The 17,612-nt window shown below is 59.5% G+C and carries 12 protein-coding genes; 8 read left to right on the top strand and 4 right to left on the bottom strand.

Annotation, left to right across the window (positions count from 1 at the left end):
* Positions 1 to 24: 24 nt before the first annotated feature.
* The 4 genes from QZ534_RS01475 to QZ534_RS01460 all read right to left on the bottom strand — a co-directional run bounded on the left by QZ534_RS01475 (position 25) and on the right by QZ534_RS01460 (position 5,041).
* Positions 25 to 2,076 (bottom strand): TRAP transporter large permease subunit, encoded by a 2,052-nt coding sequence (locus tag QZ534_RS01475; RefSeq protein WP_296930569.1) that lies wholly within the window; start codon positions 2,074 to 2,076, stop codon positions 25 to 27.
* 15 nt (positions 2,077 to 2,091) lie between these two features.
* Entirely contained in the window at positions 2,092 to 3,102 is a 1,011-nt protein-coding gene (locus QZ534_RS01470) for a putative solute-binding protein (protein WP_296930567.1), read from the bottom strand.
* Positions 3,103 to 3,160: 58 nt separating this feature from the next.
* A complete protein-coding gene (locus QZ534_RS01465) occupies positions 3,161 to 4,225 on the bottom strand; it encodes a hypothetical protein (RefSeq protein ID WP_296930564.1) in 1,065 nt (354 codons plus the stop codon).
* Positions 4,226 to 4,429: 204 nt separating this feature from the next.
* Positions 4,430 to 5,041, bottom strand: coding sequence for a TetR/AcrR family transcriptional regulator (locus QZ534_RS01460; protein WP_296930561.1), 612 nt, complete (start codon positions 5,039 to 5,041; stop codon positions 4,430 to 4,432).
* Between the two features lie 165 nt (positions 5,042 to 5,206).
* On the opposite strand from QZ534_RS01460, the gene QZ534_RS01455 reads away from it, so the two are divergent.
* From QZ534_RS01455 to QZ534_RS01420, 8 genes are all read left to right on the top strand, one after another.
* Positions 5,207 to 7,000, top strand: a complete 1,794-nt coding sequence (locus tag QZ534_RS01455; RefSeq protein ID WP_296930559.1) for an acyclic terpene utilization AtuA family protein — start codon at positions 5,207 to 5,209, stop codon at positions 6,998 to 7,000.
* A 152-nt stretch (positions 7,001 to 7,152) separates the two neighbouring features.
* Entirely contained in the window at positions 7,153 to 8,019 is an 867-nt protein-coding gene (locus QZ534_RS01450; RefSeq protein ID WP_296930556.1) for an SDR family oxidoreductase, read from the top strand.
* A 9-nt stretch (positions 8,020 to 8,028) separates the two neighbouring features.
* Entirely contained in the window at positions 8,029 to 9,645 is a 1,617-nt protein-coding gene (locus QZ534_RS01445) for an acyl-CoA carboxylase subunit beta (RefSeq protein WP_296930553.1), read from the top strand.
* A gap of 617 nt (positions 9,646 to 10,262) precedes the next feature.
* Positions 10,263 to 11,423, top strand: a complete 1,161-nt coding sequence (atuD, locus tag QZ534_RS01440; RefSeq protein WP_296930550.1) for a citronellyl-CoA dehydrogenase — start codon at positions 10,263 to 10,265, stop codon at positions 11,421 to 11,423.
* A 228-nt stretch (positions 11,424 to 11,651) separates the two neighbouring features.
* Positions 11,652 to 12,473 (top strand): enoyl-CoA hydratase-related protein, encoded by an 822-nt coding sequence (locus tag QZ534_RS01435; RefSeq protein WP_296930548.1) that lies wholly within the window; start codon positions 11,652 to 11,654, stop codon positions 12,471 to 12,473.
* A 232-nt stretch (positions 12,474 to 12,705) separates the two neighbouring features.
* Positions 12,706 to 14,676, top strand: a complete 1,971-nt coding sequence (locus QZ534_RS01430; RefSeq protein WP_296930545.1) for an acetyl/propionyl/methylcrotonyl-CoA carboxylase subunit alpha — start codon at positions 12,706 to 12,708, stop codon at positions 14,674 to 14,676.
* Positions 14,673 to 15,500, top strand: coding sequence for an NAD(P)-dependent oxidoreductase (locus QZ534_RS01425; protein WP_296930543.1), 828 nt, complete (start codon positions 14,673 to 14,675; stop codon positions 15,498 to 15,500). Before QZ534_RS01430 ends, QZ534_RS01425 begins: the two co-directional genes overlap by 4 nt.
* Positions 15,501 to 15,563: 63 nt before the next feature.
* Positions 15,564 to 17,390 (top strand): long-chain-acyl-CoA synthetase, encoded by a 1,827-nt coding sequence (locus QZ534_RS01420; RefSeq protein ID WP_296930540.1) that lies wholly within the window; start codon positions 15,564 to 15,566, stop codon positions 17,388 to 17,390.
* The last annotated feature ends 222 nt before the right edge of the window (positions 17,391 to 17,612 follow it).

The raw sequence follows: 17,612 nt of genomic DNA, 5'->3' as shown, positions 1-17,612 counted from the left end.
CGGCCTCTTTATCTCATTTCAACATTACAGCGCGTAGAACAGCATCGGCACGAAGGCGACGAACAACAAGGTTGGCCCCATCACGGCCAGAGGCAACAGCAGGCGCTCATAGCGATGCCAGAAGGAACCGGTACGCTCGGCCGCCAGTACTTCAGTCTCGCCCACAACCTGGCGGGTGAGCAGGTGATTCAGTGCCACTGGCGGACTCAAATAGCCAAGTTCGAACGCCACCAGGCACACTATCCAGAAATGCAGCGGATCAATACCCAGCTGTATCGCCGGCTGCGCAATGGTGGCCGACACCAGGATGACCGCGCCGAATGGATCCATCACCATGCCGATGACCGTGAGCATTACCACAATCACCAGCATGGCGATCCAGGGACTGGTCAGGTCCTCCGGGAAGAGCGCATGAACGACATCGGAGCGCTCCAGAATTCCACCGAGACAGATGGAAAATCCGATCAACGCCAGCAGCGCGCCAATGTGCACTGCCGAATCGCTGGCAGCGGCCGAGCTGCGTGCCCAGAACACCTGGGAACGGGTCTGGGCCTGCTCCCCACTACTCCGGCCTGAATCCAGCAACACCAGCCCGAGCATAACCAGCGGAAGGATCAGCGGCGCGCTGTACTCGTTGAACTTCAATCCGAGAACAACCCAGATCGACAGGATAACCAGAGCCGCCACCGCCACATAAGGCAGCAGGGCCCGGCTTTCGGAGAGAGCCGCGCGAAAGGCGCCAGGCGCCGGACGGGGCTTCCAGTTTCCCTGGGTCTTGCAGACAATCAGTGAAAACAGCGTCGCCGACATGATGAAGACCCAGAAGCCCCAGCTGTACATCTCAGTGGTCGTCACTTCCTTATTCAGAGCCGCGACGACGACAATCAGCAGGCACGGGTTGAGGACTACCCCGAGGCTTCCCGACATGGCGGTCGTTGCCAGGGACAGCTGGCGCCCTGCACCGGCACGGCGGAGTTCGTCATAAACAACACCGCCCACGGCCAGGATGAAAATGCCCGATGCACCCGTGAACGCCGTCGGAAACGCGGTCGCGAAGATAATCACCGAAGCCAGCAAGGGTGCTGGCAGATTGAAAGGCTTGATCAGGTTCAGCAGCAGTTCCGGTATCCGGGTCTGCTTCAGCATCATGCCCACCAGCACGTACAGGCCGATATTGATGAACATCGACGACAAGTTGGACATCATCCCGAAATAGATGGCCAGGCCCGAGGCGTAACCGTCTACCAGGAAGAAATAGCTCATGGCGATCAGGCCCATGGCGCAGTAGAGCGGAATCACCAGGCCAGAAGAGGCGGAGAGTCCGCCAGGACGGATCCGTTCCGGAACATTCAGGAACCGGACCGCGTTAATCACCATGAACAGGCCGAAGACCCCGCCCCAGGCGTACTGGAGGTTCATGGTGCCCTCCGATCCCGGAGATGTTGCCAGCCTCCCAAGGTAGGCGTTCAGCGACAGCAACATCAGGCCATTGACCACGAACTGCACACCCTGGCTCAACCGCCATTCGGCACGGTTTCGGGGCAGGCGCAACGCTATATGGTCGGTGTCCAGCGCAGCAATCGCCGCAGCCATCGCGAACATTGCAATAAACAGGTACTTGGTGAGCTCGATGTTGTCGAGCAGGAAGTCGGCCAGCCCCTGCTCTACCGCCTTGAAGGCACCGAGAGCCGGCGTGGCATGGGCAAGGTTCTGCTCATAGACATCGTATTGCTGCTGGCATAGCTCCAGATTGCTCTGGAGGGATTTGCGAATGGCTTCCGGATTGGGCGGCGAGCTGAACAGGTCGTCCGGGTCCGGCTTGTAATTGGCCACCCGGCGAGCCACCTCGGCGTCGATATCCATCTCCAGTTGACACGAGGGCTCCGTGGCATCCGGATTCAGCAAATAGTAGTTTGGCCAAGTCTGTTCGCCGACCCAGAGCAGTCGGGAATGCAGCGAATTGCCCATCCCCAACAGCAAAGTAAACAACAGCAAGAGCAGCAGAACGGCCCCATACATCCGATGTACGGGGTAGAGAGTTCGTGCGGCCGGAGCGGTAATGGCTCGCCAGTTCATGATGGTTCCGCCCTGTTATTCGCGGTTGGCCGCAGTGCACTCGGCAGCAGCGGGGTTACTGGCACAGCGAATCTTGCTGAGCAGCCCCATCATCTTCGGGTGATACACATCCGGGGCCCCGTTCAGGCCATCGCGCATCTCGATGCGATTCTCCCGGAACATTTCCTGATAGCCGCGGATGTCTTTTTCCGGGATGCGCACCCATTTTTCTTCAGGAATGGCCGCTTCCTGACCTTCAATCAGGCCCATGGCCTGCGGAAACATATTCCAGGCCACTTCCCGGGCTTTCTGGGCGGTTTCATCGGCGAGCACATCATCACGGGCAACTATCTGAAGCGTCAGCTGTGCGAGCGGGTAGTCCACCACACCGCCGCTCTCGCCGATACCTTTATAAAGTTCCAGGGCCTCATAAGCGAAGGCTGGCGCATAGGCGGTATCCACCGAACCATTGTTGAATTTGCCGGCGAAGTTGGTGATATCGGAAGGCACCACCGTGGCCTTGACGAAGTTAACCATGTGAATGGCGTCTTTCTGGTAATCGAGAGTCGCCATCCGCTTGCCCGCCAGCTCACCGGCGGTATCAATACTGCGATCGTTCACAAACAGATAACCGGCACCGACCGGAATAATCCCGAGCACTTCGTAGCCGTTATCCTTCATCAACGGCGCTGCCTTGGGCTGCGCCAGAGTGGCCAGCAGGGTTTTCAGGTTGTCGTAGGTCGGAAGGGCTCCCACGGCGCTTATACTGCCCGTGAATTTGTTGAATGGACGAATCCGGATGTCCGTGGCGGCCACGGCATCGCATTGCCCGGCATTGAAATCACCAATGGCCACACCCTCATCGGTGTAGGGTTTCAGCTCGAAATCCACGCCGTGCCCTTTCATCTCCAGGGCATAGTCTTTGACGAAGTTGTAGAAGTCTCCATTAGCGCCGATCACATCGAACACACACATGGAAACGGACTGCGCCGAGGCCAGAGGAGCGGCAACCACAAGGGCCATGGCAGTGAGGGATTTGCGGATCATAACGACCTCCGGGTCATTCTTGTGTTTGTCAGTTTTCAGAGGATGTCGGCAACCCGCCTTACAGCAGGTCGTCCAGATTCATGGTTTCGACGTTTTCGGTTTGCCGCTCAGGGCTCATCCTGCCGAAGAAGGATTGCGGGGTCCGATAGCCGTAGTTGGCGGTCCAGTGCTTGTCAGAAGAGAAGCGCACCACGCCCGCCGCAACTTCATCCACCAGACGGTACTCGCCCCAGACCTCCATCGTTGCGTCGGCCTCGGCGAAACTGGCGATGGCTTCTTCGAGTTTTTCCGGCCGGCCAAAAGTTTCCGCGGCAACTGCCTGAAGCGCATGCGGAACCCGCATGCCTTTCTCAACGCCCAGCTCCCTGCTGTGTTCCAGCACCTGCCACGGATCCGGCGCCAGCGCCGGACGGGTATCGGGCAGCAGCAGCCAGACCAGCGCCCGGATGGCATTGGGCGTACCGCCCCACTTTTCATTGTCCAGGCAGGTGGCGGCGCGCTCGGCCTGAGGGGCAATGTTCTTCGGCACCCCGGCCATGGCACCGGAATTGGCATCGTTCACGATCGCCTGCATGCCGGTCAGCAAGCCCAGCAGGAAGGTGATTTCATCCTGCTCGGTGAACAGGAACGGGCATTCAAGGGGTTCAGCGCCGGGATCGAATTCATAAGCGGCCATTGCTCGCTGAAAAGATGCATATCGGCGCTTCGCGGTGAGTGCGTTCAGGCGTTTTGCCACCTCCCTGGCATCCTTGGCCGCCTCAACATCACCCTCATAGTCCGCTCTGAGGTATGCGAGTTCCGCTTCCCAGGCTTCGTACTCCGCGCAGTTTCCTGCCAGGAGCATCAGCAAGGAGCCGGTACTGTCAGGTGCATCAGTCACCCGTGAGAAGGAATAGAGTAGCGGATCAATGCCCTCACCCAGGGCGCAGGCCATTTGGGCGTCGGACATTTGCAATACGTAGGGCGTAGCTTCGCCCTCCGAGTAATTGGAGAGCACAACGCCTGTGGTGGTGTAGATGGGATTTGCCGAGCAGCCTGCAAGAGCGGCAACCGCCGCCAGCGAGAGCGCCTTGAGGCGAGCCGCGAAAAGGCGCGGTCTGAGCCTTGCCAGAGAGGAGATCATATTTCACCCTGCATCACGTTGTTTTTGTTTGCCCGATCTGAACTCGGTTTTTGTCAACGGGTGCAAGAATGCGGTGAAAACTGTCCTACAAAAATGGCTCGAATGCCGATTTTGTTATGCCGATCGGGCCAATGGCCCGGAAGGAAGGGAATTTTTAAGGATATTGTTGATATAAAACAATGACTTTTGAAAACGCCAATCCGTTTACAGAGCCATCATTGCTATTACCTGGTCGGTCAGGCCATCCAGTGTCAGCCCTCCCCGCTCAGGTTTGTACCAGGTTACCGTCCAGCTGAGGGCGCCGGTCAGCATTCGCCGAACGACAAAAGGATCGGCCTGGAGGGCGCCCTCACGTTTCAGCGATTCCAGCACATCCAGCCAGAGTTTCTCGTAGATATCCCTTAGTTCCAGCACTTCTACCTGAGAGTCGGCCGACAGACTCCGCCATTCGAAGACCAGAACCGCCATGGCCTCACCAGTCTGACCATTGATTGACTCCAGCTCGGCACGAACGAGGCCCCGCAGTTTTTCCCTGTTGGTATCGGCAGCCTCCAGAGCCGCCTGCATGAGAGCGGTGTTCAGCCGGATGGTTTCGACCATGACCGCTTTGAGGATCTCTTCTTTGGTACGGAAGTGATGGAACAGGCTGCCAGACTGAATTCCGACGGCAGCCGCCAGATCACGAACCGTGGTGCGCTCGTAGCCTTTTTCCCGGAACAGCCGGGCGGCCTCAGTGAGCAGGCGGCCCCGGGCTCCATTGGGGTCTGACACAAGGTTTTCGGCGATCAGGGACTGCAGGATCTTGGTCTGGCTCACTAAAACTGTCCGGTTGGCATAAGAGGCCTTTAATTCTACCTGAAACTTGCCTGTTTACAAACCAAGCGCTTGCTTGGTATTGTCAATTCCATGTTGGACAAAACCGCGATTGCCGCAGGCATCGAACCGGCAACCATAGACAGGGCTTAAACAGGGCACAGGAACATGGCTGAATCCCCAAAAACTGTTCGCATCGGATGCTCCGCCGCCTTCTGGGGCGACACTGAAACCGCCGCCGCGCAACTGGTTCATCAAGGCAACATCGACTATCTGGTAGCCGACTATCTGGCAGAGATCACCATGTCGATCATGGCAGGCCAGAAAATGAAGGACCCGTCCCAGGGCTATGCGCGGGATTTTGTGCAAACGGTGATGGGCCCTTTGCTGGGCGACATCAAGGGCAAAGGCATCCGCGTACTGGCCAACGCCGGCGGCGTGAATCCGGTAGCCTGTCGCGACGCCCTCCAGGCTCTCTGCGAAAAGGCCGGCGTGGACATGAAGATCGCCCTGGTTCTGGGCGATGACCTGCTGATGAAAAAGAAAAAGCTGGCCGATATGGGCATCACGGAGATGACCTCCGGCCAGCCGATGCCCCCCATGATGGTCAGCCTCAACGCTTACCTGGGGGCTCCCGGCCTGGTTGCCGCTCTGGAACAGGGCGCCGACATTGTTATTACCGGCCGGGTTGCCGACAGCGCCCTGGTGCTGGCACCTCTGGTCCATGAATTCGGCTGGAGCTGGCAGGATTACGACAAACTCGCCCAGGGCAGCCTGGCCGGACATCTGCTTGAATGCGGTGCCCAGGCCACGGGAGGCAACTTCACCGACTGGGAAGAAGTGGCCGGTGGCTATGCCAACATGGGCTTCCCTATCGCCGAAGTCAGTGCCGACGGCAGCTTCTTTATCACCAAGCCAGAGGACACCGGCGGTCTGGTGAGCCGGGGCACGGTGGCCGAACAGCTGGTCTATGAGATTGGCGATCCCAGAGCCTATCTGCTTCCGGATGTTACCTGCGATTTCACGGGCGTTGAGCTGGAGGAGACGGGCAAGGACCAGGTACAGGTTCGGGGCGCCCGGGGTCTTCCGCCCACGGATAGCTACAAGGTATCTGGCACCTGGCCGGACGGCTTCAAGTGCACGGTTACTTTCCTTCTGGCAGGCATGAACGCCAGGGCCAAAGCCCAGACCGTAGCCCAGGCCATTCTGGCCAAGACCTCACGCATGTTCAGCGAGCGTGGCCTGCCGGATTACAGCGAGACCAGTATTGAGCTTTTGGGTACCGAAACCACTTATGGCGCCCATGGCCGTGGTGAGGATTGCAGGGAACTGGTGGTCAAGATCAGCACGGCACATCCCAAGAAGGAGGCGCTGGTGCTCTTCTCCCGGGAAATTGCCCAGGCGGCTACGGGCATGGCACCGGGGATTACCGGGATTGTCGGAGGGCGGCCAACCGTGTGGCCGAAGATCCGGCTGTATTCCTGTCTGGTGCCGAAAACAGAAGTCGAGGTATCCGTGGATCTGGGTGGCGAGCGGCAGGCCCTTGAGGTTGAGACAACCGGCGGTTTCGATAACAGCGACCTCCAGCCCCAATCATTCACACACGAGACAGGCGCCACGGATACCACGGTACCGCTGGTGAAGCTTGCCTGGGCCCGGAGTGGCGACAAGGGGGACCATACCAACATCGGCGTGATCGCCCGCAAGCCGGAATTTTTGCCGTTTATCGAGGCAGCACTGACGGAAGCGGCTGTTGCGGACTGGATGGCCCATACCCTGAACCCGGAAACCGGTCGGGTCACCCGCTGGGCCATGCGCGGTTTGCAGGCCATAAATTTCCTGCTGGAGCACAGTCTTAGTGGCGGCGGCGTGGCCAGCCTGCGGATTGATCCCCAGGGGAAGGCGTTTGCGCAGCAGCTATTGGAGTTTCCGGTGCCTGTTCCTTCAAAGATCATCAACTAATCAATAATGGAGCACGCGCTCGGGCCGTTAGCCCCTCCCGGGACACGCTGTGAATACGTCCCTGTAGGCTTGATCGCAGCATCCATGCTGCTCACAGTCCCGGGAGGGACCAACGGCCCGAGCGCCCGAACATTGGGAAAGGTTTTCGAGATATGAGCTATCAATCTGTTTTTCACCCGGACCTGTTCAAGGGCCAGGTGTTTATAGTTACCGGCGGCGGCTCCGGGATTGGCCGGTGTACGGCCCATGAGCTTGCTGCCCTGGGTGCACGGGTCGCCCTGGTTGGCCGTAAGGCCGAGAAAGTGGAATCTGTAAAAGCAGAGATCATTGAGGACGGCGGCATTGCGTCCGCCCATGTCTGCGATATCCGTGAGGAGGAATCAGTCAAAGCCACGGTGAAAGCGATCATTGCCGAACACGGCGGTCTGAACGGGCTGGTGAACAATGCCGGCGGGCAGTTTCAGGCACCGCTGACGGGGATCAACCAGAAGGGCTGGGAGACGGTGGTGCGCACCAATCTTACCGGCGGATTCCTGATGGCTCGGGAAGCCTACACGCAGGCTCTTTCGAAGACCGGGGGTGCCATCGTCAATATCGTCGCCGATATGTGGGGCGGAATGCCTGGCATGGGGCATTCGGGGGCGGCCAGGGCCGGGATGGTGAACTTTACCCAGACCGCGGCCGTTGAGTGGGGCGCGTCCGGTGTTCGGGTGAATGCGGTTGCTCCAGGCTGGATTGCCTCCAGCGGCATGGACAACTACCCCGAGCACATGAAGCAGTGGATTCGCAGCCTTGGCGATAATGTGCCAATCAAGCGGATGGGTACGGAATCCGAGGTCAGCTCGGCCATCTGCTTCCTGCTCAGTCCGGGGGCGGCGTTTATCAGCGGGGACTGCCTGCGGATTGATGGTGGCGCATCCCAGGGTGGCCGGGTCTGGCCATTGCCGAAGGCCAAGAATAACGAGCCCTACAATGGCTTTCACCGGGCCGTTACCCCGAAAGTTCTGAGCGACGACTGAGGAGCCAACATGCAGGTACTTGAATCCACCATAAGCTCCCAGTCTGAAGACTTCCGCATCAATGCCGAAGCCATGGACGCCCACATCACCACCTTCCGGGACGTTGAGCAGAAGGTGCTGGATCTGGCGGAAGCGGCCCGGGAGAAGTTCACCAAACGGGGCAAGCTGCTCCCGCGGGACCGCATCAACCGTTTGCTGGATCGCGGCACGCCCTTCCTCGAGCTGTGCTCCCTGGCCGGCTACAAGATGCACGATGACAAGGACGGCAGCATGGCCGGCGGCGGAATCATCGCTGGTATTGGCTATGTCAGCGGCATTCGCTGCCTCGTCGTTGCCAGCAACAGCGCCATCAAGGGCGGTACCATTACGCCAGCCGGCCTGGACAAGACACTTCGGCTTCAGCAGATCGCTATGGAGAACAAGCTTCCGGTGGTATCGCTGTCCGAAAGCGGCGGCGCCAACCTGAACTACGCCACTGATATTTTCGTTCTCGGCGCCCGGGGCTTTGCCAATCAGGCGCGGATGTCCGCTGCCGGCATTCCTCAGGTCACCGTTGTCCACGGCAACGCGACCGCCGGCGGCGCCTATCAGCCGGGTCTGTCCGACTACGTGATCGTGGTGCGAGAGCAGGCCAAGATGTTCCTGGCCGGCCCACCGCTTCTGAAAGCGGCGACCGGCGAAGTTGCCACCGACGAGGAACTTGGCGGAGCAGAGATGCACGCCACCGTAGCAGGAACGGCCGAGTACCTGGCCGAAGACGACGCCGACGGCATCCGCCAGGCCAGAAACATCCTCGAAGCCTTGCCCTGGAATGAGCAACTGCCCCCGAAAGGAGAGCCTCAGTGGGAGGAGCCGCTCTACCCGGCTGATGAACTTCTGGGCGTGATTCCGGCAGATTCGAAAAAACCCTACGACGTTCGGGAAATCCTTGCCCGAATCGCCGACGGCTCGAAGTTCATGGACTTCAAGAACGAGTTCGACGACCAGACCGTCTGCGGCACCATCCGGATCGAAGGTCATTCAGTCGGCATTATCGGCAACAACGGCCCGATCACCCCGGCCGGCTCTGCCAAGGCCGCCCAGTTCATCCAGCTCTGCGACCAGGCCGGAACGCCCCTGCTGTTCCTGCATAACACCACCGGTTTCATGGTGGGCACCCATTCGGAGCAGAACGGCATCATCAAACACGGCTCAAAAATGATCCAGGCGGTAGCTAATTGTCGGGTGCCAAAGGTCGCAATTGTCATCGGCGGTTCCTATGGTGCAGGTAACTACGCCATGTGCGGACGTGGTCTGGACCCGAGGTTCATCTTCGCCTGGCCCAACAGCCGAACGGCAGTCATGGGCCCGGCCCAGGCCGGCAAGGTGATGCGCATTGTGGCCGAAGACAAGCAGCGCCGCGGCGGCATGGAGCCGGATCCGAAGACACTGGATTTTCTGGAGCAGGCGACGGCTAAGAAACTGGAGGAAGGCTCAACAGCGCTGTTTGGAACGGCCAGATTGTGGGATGACGGTCTGATCGACCCGCGGGATACGCGGCGGGTTCTGGCCCTGGTTTTCGATGTTTGCCGCGAGGCCGAGGCTCGGCAGTTGCGGCCTAATACGTTTGGTGTGGCCCGCCTTTGATTTCTGGCTTGGATGGGGCTCGCCTCTGGGATTGCTTGTTTCGCGGGAGGAACCGCTTGGGGAACCCTGTCCAAAAACCGCTACGAGCACCCGCAAGCGGGTCCAGCCAGCAATCATAGATTGCTGTCGCTCCGCAGCACGCGAAGCTTCGCTTCTAAAGCGTTTGCTCCGCCCATGTGCGCTTGGCGTCGGGCATCCTTGGCCGCCGACATTTTTGGACAGGGTGCCCCAACCGGTTCTTCGGAATTCAGAGTTAACGCTGACAAACAGCAAGCTTTTTAGAGGTATGCGGGAAAACAAATGTAGGTCGGATTAGCCGAAGGCGTAATCCGACACAAAAAGCCAGGCCACCCCGCCGATCTGTCGGGTTACGCCTCCGGCTAACCCGACCTACAAAAACAAAACTGCCAGCAGGCAGCAACCAGTTTGCAGACGTAAGCGGCTGTGTGGGTCGGGTTTCAGAAAATGTAGAGGGCCAAGGATGGCCCGAAACAAGCGCACATGGATGTGCTCGTAGCGGTTTTCTGAAACCCGACCCACACAGCCGCCACCCAAGCTAAAGAACGTGCCCCAAAACAAAGAAGGCACGAACTCTCTACCAGCAGGAGAACAAGAACGTGAAATTCACAGCCGAACACGAAGCCCTCAGAAAAACCGTCCGCGATTTCGTGGAGAAGGAAATCAATCCTCACTGCGACGAATGGGAAGCCGCCGGGGAGTTCCCGATTCATGAGCTGTTCAAAAAACTCGGCAACCTCGGAATCCTGGGCATCCAGAAGCCCGAAGAATACGGCGGCATGGGGCTGGATTACAGCTACAACCTGGTGGCTGCGGAAGAACTGGGCATGGCCCATTGTGGTGGTGTGCCGCTGGCCATTGGGGTTCAGACCGATATGTGTACCCCGGCTATTGCTCGATTTGGTTCCGATGAACTGAAACGCAGCTTCCTCGCTCCGGCCATTGCCGGTGACATGGTGGGCTGTATTGGCGTCAGCGAGGTTGGCGCCGGTTCCGATGTAGCGGGGATGAAAACCACTGCCAAGAAAGACGGCGACGACTACATCATCAACGGCTCCAAGATGTGGATCACTAACAGCCCCAAGTCCGACTTCATCTGTTTGCTCGCTAACACCTCGGACGACAAGCCCCACAAGAACAAGTCCCTGATCGTGGTGCCCACGAAGACACCGGGCATCTCTTTCAGCCCGCACCTGAACAAGCTGGGCATGCGCTCATCCGAAACCGCGCAAATTTTCTTCGACGACGTACGCGTGCCCCAGCGCTACCGCATTGGCGCCGAGGGCACCGGTTTCATGATGCAGATGCTGCAGTTCCAGGAGGAGCGTCTTTGGGGTGCCGCCAACGTGATCAAGGCGCTGGAGAACTGCATCACCAAGACGATCGAGTATTGCCGCGAGCGCAAGACCTTCGGACAGCCGTTGATTGATAACCAAGTGATTCACTTCCGCCTTGCCGAACTGCAAACCGAGGTCGAGGCCCTGCGGGCTCTCACCTATCAGGCCTGTGAGCTGCATGTGGAAGGCAAGGATGTGACGCGGCTGGCGTCCATGGCCAAGCTCAAGGCCGGGCGTCTGGGCCGTGAGGTAACAGACAGCTGCCTGCAGTACTGGGGCGGGAACGGTTACATGTGGGATAACCCGATTTCCCGGGCGCATCGGGATGTTCGGCTGGTGTCCATCGGCGGTGGTGCCGATGAAATCATGCTCGGGATTATCTGCAAGATGATGGGGACGCTTCCGGGTAAGAAGCGCGACTGACGAACGGTGCATGGCCGTCAGGCCGGTCATGCTTCCCAAGACACGCCCGCAAGTACGTCCGTGTAGGGCTCGAATCGGGCCATCCATGGCCCTCAACGGTCCTGGGAAGCATGACCGGCCTGACGGCCCCGGAGCTGGGCTGTCGGATTACGCCTTTGGCTAATCCGACCTACGAATTCTTAAAGCCGGCCAACCCGGAAGCGTCGAACCTTTAACGTGGAGTTAAATATGGACCAGCTACCACATTGCGAAACCCTCCTTCTGGAGAAACAGGGCCCTACTCTATCTATCACCATCAACCGGCCCGACGTTCGGAACGCCATGAGCCTGGAGATGGTGGCGGAACTGTCGTCGGTGTTTACCCAGATCGAAAACGACCTGCACATCCGCGCCGTCGTCATCCGGGGTGCTGGTGGGCATTTTTGCGCCGGCGGTGACATCAAAGACATGGCCGGTGCCCGGGGCCAGAAGGCGGCCGAAGGCGAGGCCGATCCCTTCTACCGGCTGAACCGGGCCTTTGGTCAGATGATCCAGCAGGTCAACGAATCGTCGAAAGTCGTTGTTGCAGTCACCGAGGGTGCCGTTATGGGCGGCGGATTCGGCCTGGCCTGTGTTTCCGACGTTGCCATCGCCGGGCCAACCGCGAAATTCGGCATGCCGGAAACCTCCCTCGGCGTCATTCCCGCCCAGATTGCGCCGTTCGTGGTTGAACGCATCGGCCTCACCCAGGCCCGGCGCCTGGCCCTACTCGGTTTGAGAATCGATGCAAACGAGGCATGCCGTCTTGGAATCGTTCACCAAACGGCCGCTTCGGACGATGAACTGGAAGAGATGCTGGCTGGCGCTCTGGATCGTGTTCGCCATTGCGCACCGGTTGCCACCGCTGAAACCAAGGCGTTGCTGCATCGGGTTGGTCATGAGCCGATGAGCGGCTTGCTCGACAGCGCAGCTGAGAAATTCGCGGAAGCCATTCGGGGCAGCGAGGGCACGGAGGGCACTATGGCTTTCATGCAAAAACGGAAGCCAGCCTGGGCAGGCGAATCGGACTGATGCGGAGCGAGGGTGAGTGCCGTCTGGCTTCCAGAAAATGTCGGCGGCCATGGATGGCCGACGCCAAGCGCACATGGGTGAGGCAAGCGTTTATGAAGCGAAGCTTCATGAGCAGCCGAACGACAGCAATCTGCGATTGCTGGCCGGACCCCGCAAGGGGTGCTCGTAGCGTTTTTCTGGAAGCCAGACGGCACTCAGCCTCGCGGCCTACTCCAAAGGAGAGAATAAGAACATGTTAAAGAAACTATTAGTAGCCAACCGAGGCGAAATCGCAGTTCGGGTCATTCGTACTGCGAAAGCCCTGGGTTACCGCACCGTGGCCGTCTACTCCGAGGCCGACGCCAAAGCCATGCACGTGGAACTGGCCGACGAAGCCGTCTGCATTGGCCCGGCCCAGGTAACTGCTTCCTACCTGAACAGCGACGCCATCCTCGAGGCCGCCCGCAAAACCGGCGCTGACTGCATCCACCCCGGCTACGGCTTCCTCTCCGAGAACGCAGCCTTCGCCAACGCCTGCAAAGACGCCGGCCTGGTGTTCGTTGGCCCCCCCGCATCGGCCATCGAACTGATGGGCAGCAAACGGCGCTCCAAGATCGCCATGCAGGAAGCCGGCGTACCCGTGGTGCCTGGTTATGAAGGCAACAACGCCAGCGACGAAGAACTTATCGCAGCCGCCAAAGATATTGGCTATCCCCTTATGATCAAAGCCTCTGCCGGCGGCGGTGGACGCGGTATGCGATTGGTAGAAAGCGAATCCGAGCTGGCCGACAACATCAAGCGGGCCCGGTCTGAATCCAGACAGGCCTTCGGCGACGACGAACTGATCCTCGAGAAAGCCGTGATTGAGCCCCGGCACGTGGAAATCCAGGTGTTCGCCGATCGGCACGGCAACGCCGTTTATCTGGGTGAGCGGGACTGCTCGGTCCAGCGCCGGCATCAGAAAGTGGTTGAAGAAGCGCCTTCGCCCTTTGTAACACCGGAACTGCGCCAGGCCATGGGCGAGGCCGCGGTCAAAGCCGCTCTGGCCTGCAGTTACGAAGGTGCCGGCACCGTCGAGTTCCTGGTGGACAAACACCGGAACTTCTATTTCCTGGAGATGAACACACGCCTGCAGGTGGAGCACCCGGTCACCGAGTTGATCACCGGCCAGGACCTGGTCGCCTGGCAGCTCACCGTTGCTGAAGGCCGTGAGCTGCCACTCGCCCAGGATGAAATCCAGCTGAATGGCCATGCCATTGAAGTGCGGCTCTATGCGGAGGATCCTGCTCACGGATTCACCCCCCAGACCGGCCCACTGTACGCCTTTGAACCGGCCGAGGGCGAAGGATTGCGATTCGATACCGGCGTACGCTCGGGTGATGCCATCACCCCCCACTACGACCCCATGCTCGCCAAGGTCATAGCCTGGGGACAGAACCGCGACGAAGCCCGTCGCCGACTGATCCGGGCCCTGGAGGACACCACCGTGTTCGGTGTGACCACCAACCGCCATTTCCTGAGCCGGATTATCGCCGACGACACCTTCGGCGCCGGCGAGGCCACCACTGCCTTCCTGCAGCAGGCGTTCAGCGAAGATCCATCCCTGCAACCCCAAGAACTGGACATCCGCCAGCTCGCCCTGGCCGCCTGTGTGCTCGACCATGGCAGTTCGGGCCAGAGCGCCTGGAGCAATGCGCCAGCAACCATGACACCGATCAAGCTGGAAAGCGGCGACGCCATTGTTGAGTTACTGGTCACCCGCAGCGGCAACCGGTTGACGTTCAACATGGGCGAAACCCGGCACACGCTGCTGCTCGAAAGCCAGCGGGACGGCCGGTTGTGCATTATCGACAACGGGGTTCGTCAGACTTGCCAATATCATCGCCAGGGCGATTGCCTATATTTGCAGGCGTTCGGGCAATCCTGGTCGGTGCGGGACATCACCCACCAGCCGGCAAGGGGCGCCGGGGGTACGGGCAGTGGTCGTATCCAGGCCTCCATGGATGGCGCCATCATTGATGTGTTGGTGGAGGCTGGCCAGAGCGTTCGTCAGGGCGATACTCTGGTAATACTGGAAGCCATGAAAATGGAGCATCCGGTAAAGGCCGACCGAGCCGGCGTCGTCGGAGAAGTCCATGCCAGCAAGGGGGACCAGGTGAAGCGCAGCCAGTTGCTGGTGGAAATCACCGCCGACGAGGCCGCCGAACAGGAGAACGACGCATGAGCAGCTTACGCGAACGCACCGTTTTCATTACCGGCGCCAGCCGGGGCATCGGCCGTGCCATTGCCCTGGCCTGTGCACGCCAGGGCGCCAACGTGGTAATTGCCGCCAAGTCGGATACGCCCCATCCAAAACTGCCGGGAACGATTCATACCGTGGCAGAGGAAGTGCACGACGCCGGCGGCCAGGCACTACCCCTGGTTCTGGACGTGCGGGATGAGAAGCAGATTCGCCAGCGCATTAATGAAGCAGGTGAACATTTTGGTGGCATCGACGCCCTTGTGAACAACGCCGGCGCCATCCGGCTGACCGGCGTCGAGAACCTGAAGGTCAGCCGGTACGACCTGATGCACCAAGTCAATGCCCGTGCAGTGATGGCCTGCAGCCAGGCCGCCCTGCCCTGGCTCAAGCAGTCGGACCAGGCCCACATCCTGAGCCTGTCGCCGCCTCTGAACCTGAACACGCGGTGGTTTGCCCAGTATGGCCCTTACACCACCACGAAATACGCCATGACCATGCTCAGTCTGGGGATGGCGGAGGAATTCAGGCGGTACGGCGTTGCGGTGAACACGCTCTGGCCGAAGACCCTGATCGCCACCGCGGCCATCGAGTTCGAAGTGGGCGGCCCGCAGATGATGGCCCAGGGTCGCAAGCCGGACATTATGGCCGATGCCGCCGTCAGCATCCTGGGCCGGTCGCCCGACACCATGACCGGCCAGAACCTGATCGACGAGGACCTGCTCAGGCAGGACGGAATTACTGATTTCGAGCATTACCGGTACGAATTAGGCGACAAGCCCCTGATGCCGGATCTGTTTCTGGACTGAACCCGGGGCATGCGTTGTTGCGGGCTCACAGTCCTCTCATTAAAAGGGACGAACGGAAGAATCATGAGCCAAGACAACGTATCCGCAATGGAAATCGCCCGCAGCCTACCCGGCGTACTTCGGCGCCTGCCGTCGATTACCCGGGGCCTGTACTACTATTCCCTGAAGAACGAACAACGGGAATTGACTCTGGGCACGCTTGTCGAGAACAACGCCCGGAATATGGGAAACCGGCCCGCCATCCTGTTCGAGGACCGCTCAATCACCTGGAGCGAGCTCGATGGCTGGGCTAATCGAATCGCCCGCTACCTGCAGGACCAGGGGCTCGCCAAAGGCGATGCGATCGCGGTCTTCCTTGAAAATCGCCCGGAACTTCTGGCCGTAGTAGCCGGCGCCGCAAAGCTCGGCGTTGCCTGCGCCATGCTCAACACCTCCCAGAAGGGAAAGGTACTGGCACACAGCATCAAACTCATCGAACCGAAAATGGTAGTGGTAGGTGAGGAACTGGTCGAGTCTTTCGACGGTATCAAGGAAGAGCTGGCCCCCGATCACCCGCAGCCGTTTCAGTTTCTCGCGGACACCAATACTCTGAATGCCTTTGGCGAAGCACCAGCCGGCTACGCCAACATGGCCGAAAAGGTAAGCACCTTCAACAGCGACAGCCCGGTGGTCAGCAATCCACCAAGAATGGGCGACACCGCCATTTACCTGTTCACCTCCGGCACCACCGGCCTGCCCAAGGCCGCCCCGGGTTCACACCGTAAATTCATCAAGGCCTACGGCGGGTTTGGCCTGATGTCGCTGGCCATGAAACCGGAGGATGTCCTCTACTGCACCCTGCCGCTCTACCACGGCACAGCGCTATTGGTCTGCTGGGGCTCCGTGCTGGCCGGCGGCTCCGCCATCGCCCTGCGCCGCAAATTCTCCGCCAGCGCCTTCTGGGACGACGTTCGCCGCTACCATGCCACCACCTTTGGCTACGTTGGCGAGCTATGCCGCTACCTGTTGAATCAACCGCCAGGCGAGCAGGACAGAAACCACAGCCTCACCAAAATGATCGGCAACGGCCTTAGGCCTTCCATCTGGAAAGAGTTCAAGGAACGCTTCGGCATCGAAACCGTGGCGGAACTCTATGCCTCAAGCGAAGGCAACATCGGTTTCAGCAACTTCTTCAACATGGACAACACCGTGGGCTTCTCCACGGCGCCCTACAAGCTGGTGAAATTCCACGAGGGCACCCGGGATCCAATCCGCAATGGCAAAGGCTTCATGCAGGAGGTAACCAAAGGCGAACCCGGGTTACTAATTGGCGAGATCACGAAGAAATGGTCATTCGAGGGTTACACCCAGAAAGACGCCACGGAAAAATCCATCCTGCGCAATGCGTTCAAGAGGGGCGACGCCTGGTTCAACACCGGCGATGTGCTTAAAGAAATCGGGTGCGGCCACCTGCAGTTCGTCGACCGCATGGGCGATACCTTCCGCTGGAAGGGCGAAAACGTCTCGACGACGGAAGTGGAAAACATCATCGACGGCTCGGGGATGGTCGAGGAAGCCATCGTCTACGGCGTCGAGATTCCGGGCACCAACGGCAAGGCCGGCATGGTGACGCTCGTGCCCCAGAGCAACGGCCAGGCGTTCGACGTGAACCGACTGTTCAGTTATCTCCGGGACAACCTTCCGGCCTATGCGGTACCGGTGTTTGTGCGCATCACCCACGCCATCGAGAAAACCGGAACCTTCAAGTACCGCAAGGTGGATATCCAGAAGCTTGGGTATTCACTTCGGGATGGCGAGGAGGTCTATGCCTGGTTGCCCCGGACTGACGGGTATACCTTCCTCACACCGGAGTTGGTTTCGGAGATTGATAACGGGGAAGTTAGCTTTTGAGATTGGGTCGGTTGTCGGATTACGACTTCGTCTAATCCGACCTACAGACGTCGATATCAACGATATATCTATCAAGTCAGAAGTTGGCGGTTGGAGCCTCCTCCCAAAAATGTCGGCGGCCATGGATGGCCGACGCCAAGCGCACATGGATGTGCTCGTAGCGGTTTTTGGAGGAGGCTCCAACCGCCAACCTCCCCGAGCTAGCAGGCTTTGTTCAGAACC

It is taken from the genome of uncultured Marinobacter sp., assembly GCF_913055835.1.
GTDB lineage: Bacteria > Pseudomonadota > Gammaproteobacteria > Pseudomonadales > Oleiphilaceae > Marinobacter.
This window is presented reverse-complemented; position numbering and strand designations above follow the sequence as displayed.

Coding starts and splice junctions, on each gene's coding strand:
- QZ534_RS01475 (WP_296930569.1), bottom strand. CDS start 2,076: ATGAACTGGCGAGCCATTACCGCTCCGGCCGCACGAACTCTCTACCCC.
- QZ534_RS01470 (WP_296930567.1), bottom strand. CDS start 3,102: ATGATCCGCAAATCCCTCACTGCCATGGCCCTTGTGGTTGCCGCTCCT.
- QZ534_RS01465 (WP_296930564.1), bottom strand. CDS start 4,225: ATGATCTCCTCTCTGGCAAGGCTCAGACCGCGCCTTTTCGCGGCTCGC.
- QZ534_RS01455 (WP_296930559.1), top strand. CDS start 5,207: ATGGCTGAATCCCCAAAAACTGTTCGCATCGGATGCTCCGCCGCCTTC.
- QZ534_RS01450 (WP_296930556.1), top strand. CDS start 7,153: ATGAGCTATCAATCTGTTTTTCACCCGGACCTGTTCAAGGGCCAGGTG.
- QZ534_RS01445 (WP_296930553.1), top strand. CDS start 8,029: ATGCAGGTACTTGAATCCACCATAAGCTCCCAGTCTGAAGACTTCCGC.
- QZ534_RS01435 (WP_296930548.1), top strand. CDS start 11,652: ATGGACCAGCTACCACATTGCGAAACCCTCCTTCTGGAGAAACAGGGC.
- QZ534_RS01430 (WP_296930545.1), top strand. CDS start 12,706: ATGTTAAAGAAACTATTAGTAGCCAACCGAGGCGAAATCGCAGTTCGG.
- QZ534_RS01425 (WP_296930543.1), top strand. CDS start 14,673: ATGAGCAGCTTACGCGAACGCACCGTTTTCATTACCGGCGCCAGCCGG.
- QZ534_RS01420 (WP_296930540.1), top strand. CDS start 15,564: ATGAGCCAAGACAACGTATCCGCAATGGAAATCGCCCGCAGCCTACCC.